Origin of the sequence: Furfurilactobacillus milii, assembly GCF_021654115.1 — a bacterium.
GTDB lineage: Bacteria > Bacillota > Bacilli > Lactobacillales > Lactobacillaceae > Furfurilactobacillus > Furfurilactobacillus milii.
In genome coordinates this window covers 24,781-41,763 of record NZ_JAIWJF010000011.1, presented here as the reverse complement: position 1 = coordinate 41,763, position 16,983 = coordinate 24,781, and the positions used below count along the sequence as shown (strand labels likewise).

15 protein-coding genes, 18 tRNA genes and 1 rRNA gene are annotated in these 16,983 nt (G+C 43.4%); 28 read left to right on the top strand and 6 right to left on the bottom strand.

The features are described from left to right. Positions 1 to 10: 10 nt before the first annotated feature. The 19 genes from rrf (at position 11) to LDK34_RS11650 (ending at position 1,809) form a co-directional block, all read left to right on the top strand. A 5S ribosomal RNA gene (gene rrf / locus LDK34_RS11740) occupies positions 11 to 127 on the top strand. Positions 128 to 132: 5 nt separating this feature from the next. Then, positions 133 to 205 (top strand) — tRNA-Val (locus LDK34_RS11735). 6 nt (positions 206 to 211) lie between these two features. Continuing rightward, positions 212 to 284, top strand: a tRNA-Lys gene (locus tag LDK34_RS11730). 36 nt (positions 285 to 320) lie between these two features. After that, positions 321 to 393: transfer RNA gene (locus LDK34_RS11725), tRNA-Thr, on the top strand. 15 nt (positions 394 to 408) lie between these two features. Further along, positions 409 to 480: transfer RNA gene (locus tag LDK34_RS11720), tRNA-Gly, on the top strand. Between the two features lie 19 nt (positions 481 to 499). Then, a tRNA-Leu gene (locus LDK34_RS11715) sits at positions 500 to 585 on the top strand. Positions 586 to 592: 7 nt separating this feature from the next. Then, positions 593 to 666: transfer RNA gene (locus LDK34_RS11710), tRNA-Arg, on the top strand. A gap of 34 nt (positions 667 to 700) precedes the next feature. Further along, positions 701 to 774, top strand: a tRNA-Pro gene (locus LDK34_RS11705). Between the two features lie 30 nt (positions 775 to 804). Then, positions 805 to 878 (top strand) — tRNA-Met (locus LDK34_RS11700). 20 nt (positions 879 to 898) lie between these two features. Further along, positions 899 to 972 (top strand) — tRNA-Ile (locus LDK34_RS11695). Between the two features lie 35 nt (positions 973 to 1,007). Continuing rightward, positions 1,008 to 1,099 (top strand) — tRNA-Ser (locus LDK34_RS11690). Between the two features lie 20 nt (positions 1,100 to 1,119). Beyond that, positions 1,120 to 1,193 (top strand) — tRNA-Met (locus LDK34_RS11685). Between the two features lie 4 nt (positions 1,194 to 1,197). Then, positions 1,198 to 1,271: transfer RNA gene (locus LDK34_RS11680), tRNA-Asp, on the top strand. Positions 1,272 to 1,276: 5 nt separating this feature from the next. After that, positions 1,277 to 1,349 (top strand) — tRNA-Phe (locus LDK34_RS11675). A gap of 15 nt (positions 1,350 to 1,364) precedes the next feature. Beyond that, positions 1,365 to 1,438: transfer RNA gene (locus tag LDK34_RS11670), tRNA-Gly, on the top strand. A 1-nt stretch (position 1,439) separates the two neighbouring features. Further along, positions 1,440 to 1,513: transfer RNA gene (locus LDK34_RS11665), tRNA-Ile, on the top strand. Positions 1,514 to 1,522: 9 nt separating this feature from the next. Then, positions 1,523 to 1,610: transfer RNA gene (locus tag LDK34_RS11660), tRNA-Ser, on the top strand. Between the two features lie 35 nt (positions 1,611 to 1,645). After that, positions 1,646 to 1,718: transfer RNA gene (locus LDK34_RS11655), tRNA-Glu, on the top strand. A gap of 17 nt (positions 1,719 to 1,735) precedes the next feature. Next, positions 1,736 to 1,809: transfer RNA gene (locus LDK34_RS11650), tRNA-Met, on the top strand. Positions 1,810 to 1,964: 155 nt separating this feature from the next. On the opposite strand, the gene LDK34_RS11645 is transcribed toward LDK34_RS11650, so the two are convergent. Next, entirely contained in the window at positions 1,965 to 2,462 is a 498-nt protein-coding gene (locus LDK34_RS11645; RefSeq protein WP_178942264.1) for a hypothetical protein, read from the bottom strand. A gap of 126 nt (positions 2,463 to 2,588) precedes the next feature. Between LDK34_RS11645 and LDK34_RS11640 the strand changes: the two genes are divergently transcribed. The 3 genes from LDK34_RS11640 to LDK34_RS11630 all read left to right on the top strand — a co-directional run bounded on the left by LDK34_RS11640 (position 2,589) and on the right by LDK34_RS11630 (position 5,027). Next, on the top strand, positions 2,589 to 3,329 hold the full coding sequence (locus LDK34_RS11640; RefSeq protein WP_178942265.1) for an MBL fold metallo-hydrolase: 741 nt from the start codon (positions 2,589 to 2,591) through the stop codon (positions 3,327 to 3,329). Positions 3,330 to 3,663: 334 nt separating this feature from the next. Further along, positions 3,664 to 4,062: a transcriptional regulator SpxA gene (gene spxA / locus LDK34_RS11635; RefSeq protein ID WP_026017224.1), complete on the top strand. Its 399-nt coding sequence runs from the start codon at positions 3,664 to 3,666 to the stop codon at positions 4,060 to 4,062. Positions 4,063 to 4,268: 206 nt separating this feature from the next. Beyond that, positions 4,269 to 5,027 (top strand): adaptor protein MecA, encoded by a 759-nt coding sequence (locus LDK34_RS11630; RefSeq protein ID WP_161000988.1) that lies wholly within the window; start codon positions 4,269 to 4,271, stop codon positions 5,025 to 5,027. 208 nt (positions 5,028 to 5,235) lie between these two features. Here the strand turns inward: LDK34_RS11630 and LDK34_RS11625 are convergent, their stop codons facing one another. Both LDK34_RS11625 and LDK34_RS11620 read right to left on the bottom strand, forming a co-directional pair. Then, positions 5,236 to 6,375, bottom strand: a complete 1,140-nt coding sequence (locus LDK34_RS11625) for a hypothetical protein (RefSeq protein ID WP_225439156.1) — start codon at positions 6,373 to 6,375, stop codon at positions 5,236 to 5,238. A 360-nt stretch (positions 6,376 to 6,735) separates the two neighbouring features. Further along, a complete protein-coding gene (locus tag LDK34_RS11620) occupies positions 6,736 to 6,924 on the bottom strand; it encodes a CsbD family protein (RefSeq protein ID WP_017262790.1) in 189 nt (62 codons plus the stop codon). Positions 6,925 to 7,152: 228 nt separating this feature from the next. Between LDK34_RS11620 and LDK34_RS11615 the strand changes: the two genes are divergently transcribed. Both LDK34_RS11615 and pepF read left to right on the top strand, forming a co-directional pair. Beyond that, positions 7,153 to 8,208 carry a competence protein CoiA gene (locus LDK34_RS11615; RefSeq protein ID WP_178942266.1) on the top strand — a complete coding sequence of 352 codons (1,056 nt, stop codon included), beginning with the start codon at positions 7,153 to 7,155 and terminating at the stop codon, positions 8,206 to 8,208. A 57-nt stretch (positions 8,209 to 8,265) separates the two neighbouring features. Next, entirely contained in the window at positions 8,266 to 10,080 is a 1,815-nt protein-coding gene (gene pepF / locus LDK34_RS11610) for an oligoendopeptidase F (protein WP_178942267.1), read from the top strand. Between the two features lie 90 nt (positions 10,081 to 10,170). Here pepF and LDK34_RS11605 read toward each other — a convergent pair whose 3' ends face one another. Continuing rightward, positions 10,171 to 10,797, bottom strand: a complete 627-nt coding sequence (locus tag LDK34_RS11605; RefSeq protein ID WP_178942268.1) for a DsbA family protein — start codon at positions 10,795 to 10,797, stop codon at positions 10,171 to 10,173. Positions 10,798 to 11,109: 312 nt separating this feature from the next. Here LDK34_RS11605 and yjbM point away from each other — a divergent pair, with 312 nt between their 5' ends. From yjbM to LDK34_RS11590, 3 genes are all read left to right on the top strand, one after another. Then, positions 11,110 to 11,790 carry a GTP diphosphokinase gene (gene yjbM, locus LDK34_RS11600; protein ID WP_178942269.1) on the top strand — a complete coding sequence of 227 codons (681 nt, stop codon included), beginning with the start codon at positions 11,110 to 11,112 and terminating at the stop codon, positions 11,788 to 11,790. Positions 11,791 to 11,858: 68 nt separating this feature from the next. Then, on the top strand, positions 11,859 to 12,662 hold the full coding sequence (locus LDK34_RS11595; RefSeq protein WP_017262795.1) for an NAD kinase: 804 nt from the start codon (positions 11,859 to 11,861) through the stop codon (positions 12,660 to 12,662). After that, entirely contained in the window at positions 12,662 to 13,615 is a 954-nt protein-coding gene (locus LDK34_RS11590; RefSeq protein WP_178942270.1) for an RluA family pseudouridine synthase, read from the top strand. Before LDK34_RS11595 ends, LDK34_RS11590 begins: the two co-directional genes overlap by 1 nt. A 99-nt stretch (positions 13,616 to 13,714) precedes the next feature. Here LDK34_RS11590 and LDK34_RS11585 read toward each other — a convergent pair whose 3' ends face one another. Continuing rightward, positions 13,715 to 14,362 carry a copper homeostasis protein CutC gene (locus LDK34_RS11585; RefSeq protein ID WP_178942271.1) on the bottom strand — a complete coding sequence of 216 codons (648 nt, stop codon included), beginning with the start codon at positions 14,360 to 14,362 and terminating at the stop codon, positions 13,715 to 13,717. Positions 14,363 to 14,403: 41 nt separating this feature from the next. Continuing rightward, the gene (locus LDK34_RS11580) at positions 14,404 to 15,441 is read right to left on the bottom strand and encodes a lactonase family protein (protein WP_178942272.1); all 1,038 of its coding nucleotides are present in this window, start codon (positions 15,439 to 15,441) and stop codon (positions 14,404 to 14,406) included. 235 nt (positions 15,442 to 15,676) lie between these two features. On the opposite strand from LDK34_RS11580, the gene LDK34_RS11575 reads away from it, so the two are divergent. Beyond that, positions 15,677 to 16,885, top strand: a complete 1,209-nt coding sequence (locus tag LDK34_RS11575; RefSeq protein ID WP_178942273.1) for an AI-2E family transporter — start codon at positions 15,677 to 15,679, stop codon at positions 16,883 to 16,885. Positions 16,886 to 16,983: the final 98 nt, after the last annotated feature.

Sequence of the window (16,983 nt, the reverse complement as noted above, 5' to 3'; positions counted from 1 at the left end):
ACGCTCAGAGTGTGGTGATGATGGCACGAAGGATACACCCGTTCCCATGCCGAACACGGAAGTTAAGCTTCGTCGCGCCAAGAGTAGTTGGGGGATCGCTCCCTGCGAGGGTAGGTCGTCGCCATGCATATTGGAAGATTAGCTCAGTTGGGAGAGCGTCTGCCTTACAAGCAGAGGGTCACAGGTTCGAGCCCTGTATCTTCCATTTAATGAGCCGTTAGCTCAGTTGGTAGAGCATCTGACTTTTAATCAGAGGGTCGACAGTTCGAGACTGTCACGGCTCATTGCCCTTAGAGGGTAGTGAAAAATTTTCGGTTAACGCCGACTTAGCTCAGTTGGCAGAGCATCTGTCTTGTAAACAGGGGGTCGGAGGTTCGAATCCTCTAGTCGGCATTGTACCATTTATATGCGGAAGTAGTTCAGTGGTAGAACATCACCTTGCCATGGTGGGGGTCGCGGGTTCGAATCCCGTCTTCCGCTTTTGCCAATTCACAATGATGCCGGGGTGGCGGAATTGGCAGACGCACAGGACTTAAAATCCTGCGGTCAGTGATGACCGTACCGGTTCGATCCCGGTCCTCGGCACTTATTTGCACCCATAGCGCAACTGGATAGAGTGTCTGACTACGAATCAGAAGGTTGTAGGTTCGACTCCTACTGGGTGCATTGCAGTTTTCATTCTGCAAAACAATTACATTTTCGGGAAATAGCTCAGCTTGGTAGAGCACCTGGTTTGGGACCAGGGGGTCGCAGGTTCGAATCCTGTTTTCCCGATTTATAAATAGCTCTCTAGTTATTTATGATCGCGGTGTAGCTCAGCTGGCTAGAGCGTCCGGTTCATACCCGGGAGGTCGAGGGTTCGATCCCCCCCGCCGCGATTAAGCATATGAGTGAACTTGGACCTTTAGCTCAGTTGGTTAGAGCAGACGGCTCATAACCGTCCGGTCGTAGGTTCGAGTCCTACAAGGTCCACTAATATGGTGGTCCATTGCTTATATTCAGTTTATGGAGGATTACCCAAGTCTGGCTGAAGGGAACGGTCTTGAAAACCGTCAGGTGGGCGCAAGTCCACGCAAGAGTTCGAATCTCTTATCCTCCTTTTTGTTTATATACTATTATCGCGGGGTGGAGCAGTCTGGTAGCTCGTCGGGCCCATAACCCGAAGGTCGTTGGTTCAAATCCAGCCCCCGCAATTTTGGTTCCATGGTCCAGTTGGTTAGGACGCCTGCCTGTCACGCAGGAGATCACGAGTTCGAGTCTCGTTGGGACCGTTTATGGCTCGGTAGCTCAGTCGGTAGAGCAATGGATTGAAGCTCCATGTGTCGGCAGTTCGATTCTGTCCCGCGCCATTCATACCATGTTATGCGGGTGTAGTTTAGTGGTAAAACCGCAGCCTTCCAAGCTGCTGTCGCGAGTTCGATTCTCGTCACCCGCTCCATGGGCGCATAGCTCAGCTGGTTAGAGCGCACGCCTGATAAGCGTGAGGTCGGTGGTTCGAGTCCACTTGTGCCCACTTGGTTTTGGGGAAGTACTCAAGTGGCTGAAGAGGTGCCCCTGCTAAGGGTATAGGTCGCGCAAGCGGCGCGAGAGTTCGAATCTCTCCTTCTCCGTTTTTCGTTTTAAAATTTAGGTCATTATTTTCTATGACCCCTTGGTCAAGTGGTTTAAGACACCGCCCTTTCACGGCGGTAACATGGGTTCGAATCCCGTAGGGGTCATTTCATCTTACTATTATCGCGGGGTGGAGCAGTCTGGTAGCTCGTCGGGCCCATAACCCGAAGGTCGTTGGTTCAAATCCAGCCCCCGCAATCTTATATCAATCGTAACTACGCATATTGTGCGTAGTTTTTTTTAGAATTGAAATGTAACTTCTGTTTATGACAGAACAAGAGAACCTTCCAGCAAAAATGTTGTTTTCGCTGGAAGGTTCTCTTGTTAGTACGTGTACGTTTTAAATGTAATGTTTAGCGTGTCAGGTTAACACGATTATATGCAGTTTCACGATAACTGTATTGGGATTGCTTGTAAAACGATTCGAAAGGTGCAAACGAAGTACTAGAAATCCAGGCGTGGTAGTCATTAACATGATCCCAAGACATTAATATAGTATATTCACTGCTAGCTTTTTCCTTCTCTAGTAGGGCAAACGCTCGCAAGCCTAAGGGACGTTCCTGATCTAAAAAGTGATCAACGCTTGCGCGTAAAATCTTTGCGTGATCTGGATCCAACTGTAAATTGATAAAAGCGAAAAAGTCTTTATATGCCGGTTGAGGCAACTCGTTTAATACTTTGAACGTAATGGGGTTTGCGAATACCGTTGGCAGACCACTTACATCCAGTAGCATGAGACGCGCGACTCCACTTGTTTCAGATAGGGAGATCAACTTGTTTTGAGGATTTTGTGCCTGCAAGTTCTGTAAAATGTTTTTAGTGCCGAATGCTAAGGAAATCGCCGATGTCATAATTATACCTCCATGCTTTATTTACCTTAATTATAAGCGCACCTTTAAATGATGTGCAAAATATGGGCATTCATTATTCGAATTAATTTCATGAATGAGTTACCTTTAGAGAGGAGGGAAAAAACGATGAAACTAACAATACTGGGTTATTATGGCGGTTATCCCGCAAACGGAATAGGTACAAGCGGTTATTTATTGCAGAGCGACGATTACAATTTAATGATTGATGCTGGAAGTGGCACTTTGCTTGCATTGCAGAAAGTGCTGAATCCATTACAACTCGATGGGCTATTGTTGACACATTACCATCACGATCACACAGCCGATGTGGGCGTGCTTCAATATGAATGGCAACTTCAGCAGGGCGCGCGTAAACATGCTGTACTGCCGATTTATGGCAACACAGAAGATCCGTTGAATTTTGCTGCGTTAACGTGGGCAGGGGCAACGGAAAGTCATGCGTATGATCCGCAGTCATCCTTAGTTCTTGGACCATTTATGATTACCTTTTCGCGAACTGTTCATCCAGTTCCTACTTTTGCAGTACGCATTACGGAAACAAAGACTGGCCATACATTGGTATTCACAGCTGACAGTGCAGTGACCGATACCTTAAATAGCTTCTCAAAGGGAGCGGATTTGTTAATGGTTGACACCAACTTTTATGCAAATCATACTGGCAAGATGTGGCACATGACATCCACCCAAGCGGGTGCTTTAGCCAAAACTGCGCAGGTCAAACAACTAATGTTGACCCATTTACCGCAAACAGGCAATTTGGAATCATTAAAAGAAGAGGCACAATTGATTGTCGGCAAAAAAATACAAGTTAAATTGGCATCAGACATTAATCAAATTATTATTTAACATAACACAACTATTTTACTTACGAAAAAGAAGCACAATCCCCATGTGACGCTGTTTTGCATCATTTTGTATATGATTAGTATTATTGACATAATTCGTTAAAAATAATAAACGTAGTAATATATTTATTTACTTATGCTGTTTTATGTATTTTAACAGGAAATTAAAATACAAATACTAAAAATATGTCTTTTAAAGTTACGAATAGATGTTCCCCTGTCTTTATAAAATCCTCTTTATTTTTTTGTGAACGTGCTGTACAATATAAGCATGAGATAAGAGATCTCATAACGCTCGCAACATGCTTAAAGGGGGACGACAATTTATGAGTAACATGGTTACGCTCTATACCTCACCGAGTTGCACTTCTTGCCGGAAGGCTCGTGCATGGCTCGTTGAAAACAATATTCCTTTCAAAGAGCGGAATATTTTTGCCGAACCGCTGTCAGCCGATGAAATCAAAACTGTTTTACGAATGACAGAAGATGGAACTGAAGAAATCATCTCCAAACGTTCGAAGGTTTTCCAAGATCTTCATGTTGATCTTGATGATCTGCCAATGAATAAGTTAATTGATCTTGTTCATGAAAACCCGGCTTTGTTACGTCGTCCTATTATTATGGATGACAAGCGACTTCAAGTGGGATACAACGAAGATGAAATTCGTCGCTTCTTGCCGCGTGATGTTCGTGCACTGGAATTGGCTGAAGCACAACGATTAGCAAATTTATAAAACTACGCTTAGAGATTAATTTGCAAGTGACCGAATCTATGGGATAATGTCATAGGTTGGGTCTTTTTGTTATCTTTATGCACTAAAGTGATTGATCGAATCGAAACCGTTAAAAATAGTTGATTAAACTTTACTTTGACGATTAGAGGACTAAAATATGAATAAACATTTAGGATGGAATTCCTTTTGCGAAAGGGGTGTTTCGCATGGAAATGGAACGCATTAACGAGAATACAATTCGAGTCGTTATTGGCAATGATGATTTATCTGCCCGTGGCATTACAGTGCTTGATCTACTTGGCAATCATCAGCAGATAGAACGATTCTTTTACAGCATCTTAGAGGAAGTTGATGTAGATCATCAATTCCAGGATAATGACGCAGTCACATTTCAAGTTTTGCCAAATCGCCACGGTTTAGAGCTGTTTATCAGCAAGAATGTTGGCGATGAAGGTGATGGGACTGATGATTTTGATGCAGCTAGCGCTGGTTTTAGTGGCGCAGTCGATTTTGGTGACAATGCATCAACTGACCAGATTTCCGACTTTTTAAAACAACAGTTGCAGGGTAAGGATTCAGAAGACGATGATGATCGTAAAACAACAATCAGTAGTGAAGCCACGGATGATAATGATCCTGAGGCTTTAAAGAATTATACGTCTGATCCTAACGTTCCTACGCGGGAGGTTGTGCTTCGTCTGAACGACTTTGAAGATCTTGTCTCAATTGCTAAGGTTCTTCATTTAGATGGCGCTGTATCGAATCTTTATAAATACCGTGATCAATATTACCTTGATTTGGTCTTTTTCACGGATCAAACCACTCCAGAAACTATCAAAGATGATGTGGCGGTGGCTTTGGAATACGCAAACAAAACTACGATTACTAGTGATGTTTTGTCAGAGCATGGTGAAAAGATTATGGAAACTTCAGCGCTTGAATTAGCACGACATTATTTTGGTTAGCTTTTTGGAAACAAAGAGGACGCCAAATGTCTGATTTAATTGCCTTTCAATTCTGTCATTAATCATGTAAAAAGACATGGTTGATGGCAGAATTTTTTTACAAGTTGCGTATATCTGAAAAAAAACAACCATCATTTGATGGTTGAGTATATTTGTTATCAATAATAGTTAGCAGAGCGACTAAAGCACATCTGAAAGGTGTGCTTTTTTACTTATATTGATTTATTAATTCCTTCAGTTCAGATTGGGCTGCAGAGTCCGACGAAATTTCGAAGTCTTGATCTGGTTGGTATTCTTCCGTTCCTTCGCCACTAGTTTGGCCAAAACCTGTATTGGTCGATACATTTTCTCCATTGCCAGTTTTTAATTCATATACAATCCCGTTGTCGCCAAGCATATATTTACTTACAGGTTGGTCGAAATCCATGGCAACTGCATAGTTATCTGCGAAGGAACCTTGGTACAAATCTTGCTTTCCCGTAGATCCGTCTTTTGACTTGTAAAAAACACATCCACCAATGGAATGGATTTTAAAAGCTTCAGCACCTGGATTGCCATTGTTCTGTGTTTGTACACGGCCATCTGGCGTATTTGCGTACCAGTCACCATTGCCAGCAGCCCCATGATCAAAATACCAATCACTGACAGCCATGTGACCGATTTCAGCTCTTTCGGCAGCCCAATTCAGGAAAGCGGCGTTAATTTTTTCTTTTTGTACCGAGTTCAAAGACACGCTAGATCTCGAGAGAGTATTTTTATTGGTGGCGTTAAATTTTGAACTAGACTCTGTGGCATCCGACTTCGCTTGCAAAGATGTAGCAGAAAAGGTTTGTGAACCGAGTTTATCTTGAGCATCATTTAACGCTGTCAGTTTGTATTTTTTTGAAAGTGAGGTAACTTGAAAGGCTATGGCAAAATGAGATGTTTTTTCTGGATTGGTTTCGTCATGCGCCGATGAAATTTCAGAATCATAGGGTGAGTTAACTTGCAGTCCATCCGTATCCAACTTTTTGTCAGTTACGCTGCTAACAGAGTAGGCAGATATGTATTTGTTAAAGAAATCTTCAGCACTGATTCCTGATTTAGTTTTGTTCGTGAAAGTACCCCGGAAAATAACTGCATGCACTGCGCCCTCAACACTTGGATCAGTGGCAGTTAGCGTATCCACGCTATTAATCACAATTATGCCTTTAGCGTTTGACATAGAGCTGTTTTTAAACCCTTGACTTCTGTTTTGCTGACTTGATTTTTGTTCGGAATTACTTTGACCTTTTGAACTATTGTTGCCACATGCCGTAAGCAACAGTGCACTCAGGACAGTTACTCCTAATGTAATTGCTTTTTTCATAACATATCTCCAAATTTGCTAATTTTTCATGCTGTTAATCTCTAGATGATTTTAGTAGGCTAGTGCCTCAAGTGAGTGGTAAGACTCTGAAATTGCATAGGGTTTTGAAAATTGAAATTTTACTGTGGCGGATGCTTCATTAGATCAGGTTACTCCGTCGTTAACCGTTCAAAACATAATACGAGCTGCTAAGGCTATAGATGTTAAAACGGAAATGATACTTTATAGCCCTACATTCAGTATAGTGGAAGAAAATAACTTTTAAATGATAAGAAGATTAATTTTAATAACGCTTGATAGGCAGATGGAGGTGCAGGTACAAGCACAAAAAAAGAAGGCCCAAAAGCCTTCTTCTAAAGATTATTTCTTATCCATCTTGTCTTTAACGTTATCCACAGCGTCGGTTAGTTTTTCTTTGGCTTTACCCATCAAACCTTCCGCTTTGCCTTCTGCTTCACGGCCTTTGTCGTTGGTTGCTTTTCCTTCAAGTTCTTTAGCTTTACCAGCGACCTTGTGTTTTGTACTATCGATTTTATCTTCTGTACTCATATCGAGACCTCCTAATTGCATTAGTGACATTTACCGTTACACACATTATTTCAAACAAGATGTCAGTAAACAATTAATATGCTTATCTATTTGAGATGATTAAAAATACTGCGACAGTTAAAGTTTTAATAGTGCCTTGTGAGTATACGAAGAAAACGAATCCTCAATTTGATTTTTTACGAACAAATCACACCGTCTTTGCGTATGTAATAGGCGGAGGTGAGAACAATGTTGATGGCTTTGAGTTGCGAGGGTGGTGAACTTGTGGCCGCTAGTGTTGCCGAGAAAAACCAATATCAGTGTCCTGCGTGCCACGCGCCCGTTCATCTGCGACGTGGGCGAGTGCGACAATCCTATTTTGCACATGAACGGTTAGCAGATTGTCGGACCTTTTCGGAGGGTGAGACTTCTGAACATTTGTTGGGCAAACGACAGTTATCTGAGTGGCTGCAAAAGCAGGATAATGAAGTTATGCTGGAACAATCATTGAAGGTGATTCACCAACGACCAGATTTGCTGGTCAACAAGCAAACAGCCGTTGAGTTTCAATGTAGTCCAATTGATTTACAACGTTTTTCTGAGCGAGTGGCAGGATATCGCGAACATGATTTTCATCAAATATGGCTGCTTGGTCAACCATATTGGCCTAAACCACGGTTGTCGCTAAGCAAAGTTGCCAAGTTTATTCGCTGGGGAGGAAAAACTGGCGCCTATTTATTGTTCTGGCATACACAACGTCGTCAACTGATTGTTTTGCATCATTTAGGTGAAGTGGCATTATTGCCGATCACCTATTCCCAACAGTCATTTGATACTTGGACATCTTGGATGGATTGGTCACAACAGCAAACGCAATTTCAGATGCACTCAGTTAGCAGAGCAAATTTGAGTCATCGACAACGGGCCATTGCGTCTGGTTTGCATCACCGACAGCCTAATTTTATGCGATGGCAAGCATTGTGTTATCAGGCGGGGACTAGTCTGCTAACATTGCCACAATGGGTGCTGGGGGATGTTTACGAGATGCCGATTTCAATAAATTCACCCTTGGATTGGCGGATTCCGCTTTACTTATGGTGGTGGCGTCATCAAAATGCGTCATCACGTCAATGTCAGTTTGCTTGGACGAGGATTGGTTTGCCCAGAATCCAGTGGTTGCCAAACTTACAGCTGGCTGATGAACGGATACGACAGCGGATGAGCATTCAGTTATGCAAAGGTTTTTTTAGTAGTGAGCATGCAAAACAGTTGTCCGACTATCCAACTAATAGAAAAGTATGGTAAAGTTAAAAAGTGATTAAAATATAATTAACTTTCTTATTTTAAATGTTGGAGGTCGTTATGGCAGACGTAAAACAATTACCTACTAGAAATGAAGTTCCAGAGACGCTAAAGTGGGACTTAACTCAAATTTTTGCAACCGATGCAGCGTGGACAGACGCTTATCACCAAATTGAGTCGAAATTGCAGCAAGTTCCTTCCCATAAAGGACATTTAGCTGAATCACCAGAGCAACTTGCGGCTGGCGTGGCTTACCTACTTGATGTTTACCATGAATTGGAAAATGTCGATGTGTATGCGTCATTGAAGCAAGAACAAGATACTAGTGACCAAGCGGCGCAAGGATTGGCTGCTCAGGCCAACGACTTGGTGGCTAAAGTTGCCAGCGCATTGGCCTGGTTCCAGCCAGAAGTTTTGGCCATTCCCGAGAAGACACTCAGTGAATGGTTGGATACTAATGAATTAAAGCCATTCAAACATTTCTTTGAGGACTTAGATCGAGCACGTGATCATACGTTACCAGCAGATCAAGAAGCATTATTGGCAGGAGCTGGGGATATTTTCCAAGCTTCGGCAAAAACGTTCGGTGTTTTAGATAACGCGGATTTAGAGTTCCCAATCGTGAAAGATGAGGCAGGCAACGATGTTCGTTTGACTCAGGGGGTATATGGCGTCCTGTTGCAATCAACAGATCGTTCTGTCCGTGGTGCGGCCTTTAAACAACTATACAAGGTGTACAAGCAATTTCAGAATACGTTTGCTTCAACGCTGTCTAGCAACGTTAAGGCGCATAATTATACAGCGCGCGTGCATCATTATCCGACCGCTCGTGCTGCGGCGTTAGCGGAAAATAATATTCCCGAAAGTGTTTACGACACGCTTGTTGAAGAGGTTAATAACCATCTTGACCTATTGCACCGCTACGTTAGTTTGCGCAAACGTATTTTAGGCGTTGATCATTTGCATTCTTATGATTTGTATACACCGATTACTGGGGATTCACCGCTGAGTTACACCTATCCAGAAGCTCAACAAGAGGCTTTACGCGCCTTGTCTGTGATGGGTCCGGATTATGTAAGCCATGTTCAAGAAGCCTTCGATAATCGGTGGGTCGATGTGGTCGAAACGAAAGGCAAACGGAGCGGGGCGTTTTCATCTGGTGTTTACGATACCAATCCATATATTTTGCTGAACTGGCAGGATAATTTAGAGGAATTATTTACCTTAGTTCACGAAATGGGCCACAGTATTCACAGTTATTACACGCGTCATAACCAACCATACCAGTATGGCGACTATTCTATTTTCGTAGCGGAAATTGCATCAACAACTAATGAAAATACGTTGACTCAATATTTGCTTGATAACAATGACGACCCTAAAGTGCGGGCATACGTTTTGAATCACTACCTGGACGGCTTTAAGGGAACTGTTTATCGGCAAACACAATTCGCGGAATTCGAACACTGGATTCACCAAGAAGATGCTGCGGGTCATCCGTTGACTGCTAGTCGGATGTCAGACTTTTATGGCAAGCTGAATCAAACTTATTATGGGAAAGATTTAACCCCAGATCCGGAAATTGCTTTGGAGTGGTCACGCATTCCACATTTCTATTACAATTACTATGTCTTCCAGTATGCAACTGGGTTCGCCGCTGCATCGACATTGTCGCATGGTATTACCAGCCATCAACCAGGAGCCTTGGATCATTATTTGGACTTCTTAAAGGCTGGTAGTTCACAATATCCATTGGACGTAATGAAAATGGCAGGGGTTGATATGACGAAACCGGATTATTTGCGTCGGGCATTTGATGTCTTTGAACAACGCTTGAATGAATTTGAAACGTTAATTGACAATTCGCAAAAATAACATGCTTCGTTCAAGTTTGAATTGATGAAAAAAGAGCCTTCAATCGGTAGCGTACTGATTGAAGGCTCTTCATTTAATGTTTCGTTCAGGTTAGAGGATGCGTAAATTGACTTTGTCGTGATTTTGTTTAATGGCTTGCGGCAACGTTGTTAGCTTATTGTTAATTGTATGTTCACTGATTTCTAACAGCGTGTCGTAATCGAAATGTTCCATCAGCAAGCCGCAATCAAAATCTTCAACATCAAAGATGACTGTTTGGCTTGGATGTTCAATGCCCATTTCGGAGACCAGACGTTGGTCTGCAGCGAATGCGTCTTCAGCGAGCTTGCTCCGACGATCGTCAATAAACATCGCTGTGTCTAATGCTAATTCATGGGCCACGGTGATACCAAGCTTTTCTGTATAAGCTTCGTGGTTAACCAGAATGTGCTCCTGCAAACGAAGAAAGTATTGACGACCAAGCCGTTTGCCTTGAAAAGAAGCGGCTTTGTAATCTAGGATAATTTGATACATTTGTTCAGCTAGGGTGTTGCGGTCCAACTCTGGGTGATCCGCCGCCATACGGTGAAATGTATCGCTTATCGTCTGTAAATTAAGCATTGGGACAAACTGAATTTGAAGTTTGCGCTTAGTCTGGGCAGAGATCTGGTTAATCTGCTTCTCACAGTCATAACAATTTGTTCCGAGTGGATTTACAAACAGATAAATTTCTAACACGGGATATCCTCCATATCAACAATCTAAAAAATTAAATAAAAAGTCATAGAATATAAACGCAATAATAATGAAACGTTTTACTTAATAGGGCAATCGGTTGCGCATTAGCACAACTGCGCCACTGTGCGTTTCTTAACTGGGACTATCATGCCCGATTTCACCCGAAATGTAAAGTTAAACGTTTCGAATTGTGTGTCATTAAGGTTCGCCGGCGGTTCATCGCTGGTGCCCCAAAGTATGGTAAACTGTTGGCAGTTAGTTGGCCGCCGCGAGGTTGTTCAACAAACGATGAATCATCAAGGAGGTCATTCGATGATTGAGGATTGGTCCCACTTTTTGCTTCCTTATGAGCAAGCGGTCGAGGAATTAAAAATAAAATTGAGAGGCATCCGTAAACAATATAAAGATGCCGGTTTGCAGTCACCCGTTGAGTTTGTTACCGGACGGGTGAAACCTGTTGATAGTATTAAGGAAAAAATGGTTCGTCGTCACGTCGCCGAAGATCGTTTGGAAGAGGACATGCAGGATATCGCCGGACTACGGATTATGTGTCAGTTTGTTGGTGATATTTATCAGGTCGTCGACTTATTGCGTAAACGAACGGATTTAACCATTTTGGAAGAGCGTGATTACATTTCAAACGTCAAGCCTAGTGGCTATCGTTCGTATCATATCGTGGTGTCTTACCCAGTTCAGATGCTGACGGGTGAGAAGCGAATCCTAGCAGAAATTCAGGTGCGAACATTAGCCATGAACTTCTGGGCAACAATTGAGCATTCCCTAAATTACAAATATCAGGGTGAATTTCCTCAGGAGTTGCAAGGTCGTTTGGAACGGGCTGGTGAGGCGGCATTCAGGTTGGATCAAGAAATGTCGGCAATTCGAGAAGATATTTCGGAAGCACAACCACAAGAGAATACAAACAATCCGTCTGATGGTGCAAGTCAGCAGAGTAATGACGACGTTTCTTCGACGCCGAATGAAACCAAATAATTGTGTGATCGATGCTTGCTGTTTACGGCGAGACGATCATATGTAATCGAGAGAGTAGAGAACAAAGTATGAAAGTTGCGATTTATAGTTATTATCCAAACGATGAAACGCGGGCTGTCATTGAACGGTTGACGACAGCTTTGAACAAGGCGCACTTACCGATTGATGACCAGCATCCCGACGTGGTAGTTTCAGTTGGTGGAGATGGCACTTTGTTATCAGCCTTTCACCACTATCGGGCAGAGCTGGCAAAAATTCGTTTTGTCGGCTTGCATACAGGACACCTTGGTTTTTATACGGACTGGCGCGATTATGAGACGGACCAGCTTGTGAACAGTCTGGCACATGATAATGGTGAAAGCGTCAGTTATCCGCTTTTAGATATCAATATCACTTACAAAGGTGAAACAGCGCCGCATCAATTTTTGGCGCTCAATGAAGCGACTGTCAAAAAGGCTGCTAAGACCTTAGTTTGTGACGTGTATATTAAAGATCAATTATTAGAACGTTTTCGTGGGGATGGCTTGTGCTTTTCAACACCAACTGGTTCAACGGGATACAATAAATCATTGGGTGGTGCGGTCATTCATCCTGGTATCGAGGCCATTCAAATGGCAGAAATTGCCTCCATTAACAACCGGGTGTTCCGGACGTTAGGTGCCTCGTTTATCATCGGTAAGGATGAATGGGTGACATTACGGTCAGAGGATGCTGATAATTTTGCCATCAGTTGTGATCAATTTTTAACGCCAGAACGATTGGTCAAGGAAATTACGTTTAAAGTATCACAGCAACGGATTTACTTCGCTGAATATCGGCATACCGCTTTCTGGCAACGTGTCCGTGAGTCCTTTATCGGGGATGTCTTGTAATGGCATATCCGTTACGCTTTGAGTGGCGTAATCAAACGCACGAAACAGTAAAGCTACGAACGTTTTTGAGCGTGCATGGCGTGTCTCATGCCGTTTTAATCCAGATCAAGTTTCATGGTGGTGCGATGTCAATCAATCACCGACCAGCATGGAGCGTTGATGATGTCCGTCCTAACGATGTTGTTACGATCATCTTGCCACCGGAACCAGCGAATGCGGCGGTAACCATTTCAGATTTACCGTTGTCAATTGTCTATGAGGACGATAATTTTTTAGTTGTTAATAAACCTGCCGGAGTGGCATCCGTGCCGGCTCATCACTATGCTAATAATACGTTGGTTAACCGAGCGAAGGGCTACTTCATTACTCATGGTATTCCATTACAGGTGCCTCATATTGTTACTCGGTTAGACAAAGATACGAGTGGGTTGGTGCTGTTTGGTAAACATCACATGGCGCATTCTGTTTTAGATCAACAATTGAAGGCACACTCGTTACAAAAGACATACTTGGCCGTTGTCAGTGGCACGGGTCTGCCAGAGCATGGTAACTTTGATCAGCCGATTCAACGCGACCCGACATCGTTTATCAAACGGCAAACAGGGGAGACTGGACAGGCTGCCCGGACCGAATTTTGGTTACTGGCAACAGCTGGCAATTTTTCAGTGGTGAAGGTTAAGCTCCACACTGGTCGGACGCATCAAATTCGGGTTCACTTTGCCGGTGCAGGACATCCGTTAGTCGGTGATCAGCTGTATGAGGGAGATTTGCATCAAGGCTTGAACCGTCAAGCATTGGCCTGTGAACGATTGGGCTTCTATGATCCATTTGCAGACGTTCAACGGCAATTAACTGCGCCATTGGCAGAGGATATACAACAATTGCTCACACGTTATGAAATTAATGTTGATACTGTGATGCAGCAGCTTAACAAGGATTTTGATGTTAATTAACGTGCATTTTTGATTCAAAATAAGCAGTTCAGTTTCAAAATAGGCATAATAAAAACGCTCGGCAATTTTTTGCCAAGCGTTTTTTAAACCGTGAAAATATCAATATTTCAGTAAATGCGTACCATGAACTTCCTTAACACTGAGCACTTCCGCGATATGATCAACATTACCTACCGTGATTCCGCCACCTGGCATGATAATCAATCGACCAGATGCCGTTTCAACCAATTTCTTCAATTGTGGCAACGTTTGGTCGATTGGCGTCGCCAAGGGTCCACCATGCGTGAGAATTCGATCAACATCATGATCAGCTAACCAGTCGATAGCGGCCGGTTGATCATCAGGCGAAATTGCATCAAAGGCCATATGGAAAGTAACACTCATGCCACCAGCCGCTGCCATGAGCTGTTCTAGTGCATCGGTGTCTAACTTGTTGTCTGGTGTTAGAGCACCAAAAACAACGCCGTCCACACCCAGTTCTTGGGCAGAAAATAGGTCAGCTTCCATGATTTTAATTTCGGTATCATTGTAGACAAAATTGCCACCGCGTGGCCGAATCATGACGGTGAGGGGAATGTGGTGTTCAGCAGCGTAACGACTGCTTTCACTCATAACACCACGGCTGACCGTTGTGCCGCCGACGGCCAAATTGTCATTTAGCTCGATGCGGTTGGCCCCAGCTGCTATGGCAGCGGGAAGATCAGTATAATTTTCGATAGCAACTTCTTTAAATAATGGTGTATTCACAATTGGCTCCTTTGATGTTTGTGGCTAACTAAAACAATTAGCTAGTTTTCAAACAGAACGCAAACCGGTTCAGGAACGGCAACATCCTTTTGAATCAATTTTAATTGACCAGTTGTGGCGTTGCGGCTGTATAAGGTTGCGTTGTCTGTATTTTGATTGACAGCGACAACAAACTGTTGAGAAGGGTCTAGGTCAAAGTCCCGTGGAAAGTCACCTTCTGTACTGATTTGCTGACGTAATGATAGTGTACCATCTTCGCTCACAGCAAACACGGCTAAGCTATTGAAACCACGGTTGCTGACGTAAACAAACTGACCATCGTTTGAAATGCGAATTGCAGCAGCACCATTATGAGCAGTCCAATCTGCCGGAATCGTCTTTAACGTTTGGACATGCGTAAGCGTACCCGTAGCTTCGTCGTATTTCAGTACGGAGATATTACTACTTAACTCACCAGCAAGGTAGCAAATGGATTTTTGTGGATTGAAGACCACGTGACGGGGACCAAAGCCTGGTTCTGCTTGGTATGTTGAGACGAGGCTAAATTTACCGTCGTCAGCGACATCATAGACGGTTACTTGATCCATACCGAGGTCGCACACGATTAACCGGTTGTCTGGCGTTAAATTTGTGTAATGAACATGGGGACCATCGGCTTGTTCAGGTAGTGGACCAACCTCACCCTGATGAGTAACAACATCAGCTAATTTCAATGAACCATCAGACTGAATGGCGAAGCTTTTCAACGTCCCCATGTGATAGTTACCCTCATAGACGAGTTGACGTGCTTCATCAACTGCCACGTAGGCTGAGCTAGTCCCTTTTGAAAAGGCGTGGTTCAGCAAAGTTGCTGGGGTAGTGGAGCGGTCAAAGGCTGAGGTTCCTCCCATTCCAGCGGCTTTGTCACCGTCAACAGTGTAAAGTTTGTTTGCTTTGGAAAGAGCCAGATAAGTTGGGCTACTTGCCTTGGCAACCAGTGTTGGTGCCGTTAGCTCATTAGATGTGGTGTCGAGCGCCATTTCATAAACACCTTGGCTGGTCTTTTTGGTATAAGTTCCTACTAAGAATTTTTCTAACATGCGTGTTTCCTCCTCAATGTATGCACCTGACACAGAGTTCTGCGTTTAATATGCGTTTCACCACTTGAGTATATCATAATGAAAACGATTCCTTAACAGCACGTTGCAAACGGTTGCATCAGTCTGCTATTTGACAGGCACCAAGGACGAAGAATGCTCAGCGATTATGCTATACTAACGCAAAGTGAAGCATCGTCCGGAATAAATAACTGGGCGAAAACGTAAGGAGGCCGCTATGCAAAAACAAACCGTTACTCGGCGACAACGACCTGTTAGTCGCTTACGTCAACTAGCATTGCGTTTAGTGATTGTGGTGCTGGTATTGTTGATTTTGTGGCTACTGAATAAGGTAAACTGGGTCTTTTCACCGCTGCAACAATTTTTCAGTATTATTGGGGGTCCAGTGGTTCTGGCAGGGGTCTTTTACTACCTGATGAATCCGCTAGTGGACCGTTTGGAAAAGAGCAAGTTCCACATTCACCGGACTTGGACAATTATTGGCCTGTTTGCCGTGATTTTGGCATTGGTCGTTCTGGGTGTTGTCTTGGTTGTGCCACTCATCCAGGATCAACTTACTGGGTTAATCAAAGACTGGCCGCATTATTGGGATAGTCTCATTAATTCGACAACGGCATTTTGGCAGGACTCAGATATGAAGTGGTTGCGCGATATTTTAAATCAGTATGATACTCAGTTACAAAAGGGACTGAGTGGGCTCTTGAAAAATACCGCCAGTAATACTGTTGGCGGCTTGGGCAGTATTGTTGGCAGTGTGACGACGGTTATTGTTGCCCTAGTAACATTTCCATTCTTATTGTGGTACATGTTGCGAGATGGCCACCAATTTCCGGAATATGTGTCTCGTTTACTACCACAACGGCTACAGAAATCGTTTTTGACCGTTCTAAAAGAAATTAATGATCAAGTGTCAAATTACATTCGTGGCCAGCTTACCGTTGCTTTCTTTGTCGCCTTAATGTTTTATCTAGGTTACTTACTCATCGGTTTGAAATTTGCATTAACGTTAGGAATCGTTGCCGGAATTTTAAACTTGATTCCTTATCTGGGCTCATTTTTAGCGATGGTTCCCGCAGTGGTCGTCGGGGCGTTTGTGTCACCATGGATGCTAATTCAGGTGCTTATTGTGTTTGCGGTTGAACAAACAATCGAAGGGCGACTGATTTCACCGTTGGTGTTAGGCTCGTCACTTAAAATTCATCCAGTGACGATCATTATCGTATTGCTGGCAGCAGGGAAAATTTTCGGGGTTATGGGTGTTATCTTTGGAGTTCCCGGATACGCCGTATTAAAAGTAATTGTGAGTCACTTGTATCAGTATTGGCGAGAAAATGCACAGTGGTTTGATGAGGCAGATCGTCATCACAATGTTTTAGCCGATGAAAATTCCGACAAGGTAGACCGCAAAAAGGATGTCGATAAATAAACTGTCTAGGTCGTTACTGTGAATCGTGGGAGCTTGTAGCTGATAGCGCACCTCATTGCAACTAGTGAGCCAGGCGGCATCATGGTATAATGGGCATC

Coding starts and splice junctions, on each gene's coding strand:
- LDK34_RS11645 (WP_178942264.1), bottom strand. CDS start 2,462: ATGACATCGGCGATTTCCTTAGCATTCGGCACTAAAAACATTTTACAG.
- LDK34_RS11640 (WP_178942265.1), top strand. CDS start 2,589: ATGAAACTAACAATACTGGGTTATTATGGCGGTTATCCCGCAAACGGA.
- LDK34_RS11630 (WP_161000988.1), top strand. CDS start 4,269: ATGGAAATGGAACGCATTAACGAGAATACAATTCGAGTCGTTATTGGC.
- LDK34_RS11590 (WP_178942270.1), top strand. CDS start 12,662: ATGGCATATCCGTTACGCTTTGAGTGGCGTAATCAAACGCACGAAACA.
- LDK34_RS11580 (WP_178942272.1), bottom strand. CDS start 15,441: ATGTTAGAAAAATTCTTAGTAGGAACTTATACCAAAAAGACCAGCCAA.
- LDK34_RS11575 (WP_178942273.1), top strand. CDS start 15,677: ATGCAAAAACAAACCGTTACTCGGCGACAACGACCTGTTAGTCGCTTA.
- LDK34_RS11620 (WP_017262790.1), bottom strand. CDS start 6,924: ATGAGTACAGAAGATAAAATCGATAGTACAAAACACAAGGTCGCTGGT.
- pepF (WP_178942267.1), top strand. CDS start 8,266: ATGGCAGACGTAAAACAATTACCTACTAGAAATGAAGTTCCAGAGACG.
- yjbM (WP_178942269.1), top strand. CDS start 11,110: ATGATTGAGGATTGGTCCCACTTTTTGCTTCCTTATGAGCAAGCGGTC.
- LDK34_RS11615 (WP_178942266.1), top strand. CDS start 7,153: ATGTTGATGGCTTTGAGTTGCGAGGGTGGTGAACTTGTGGCCGCTAGT.
- LDK34_RS11625 (WP_225439156.1), bottom strand. CDS start 6,375: ATGAAAAAAGCAATTACATTAGGAGTAACTGTCCTGAGTGCACTGTTG.
- spxA (WP_026017224.1), top strand. CDS start 3,664: ATGGTTACGCTCTATACCTCACCGAGTTGCACTTCTTGCCGGAAGGCT.
- LDK34_RS11595 (WP_017262795.1), top strand. CDS start 11,859: ATGAAAGTTGCGATTTATAGTTATTATCCAAACGATGAAACGCGGGCT.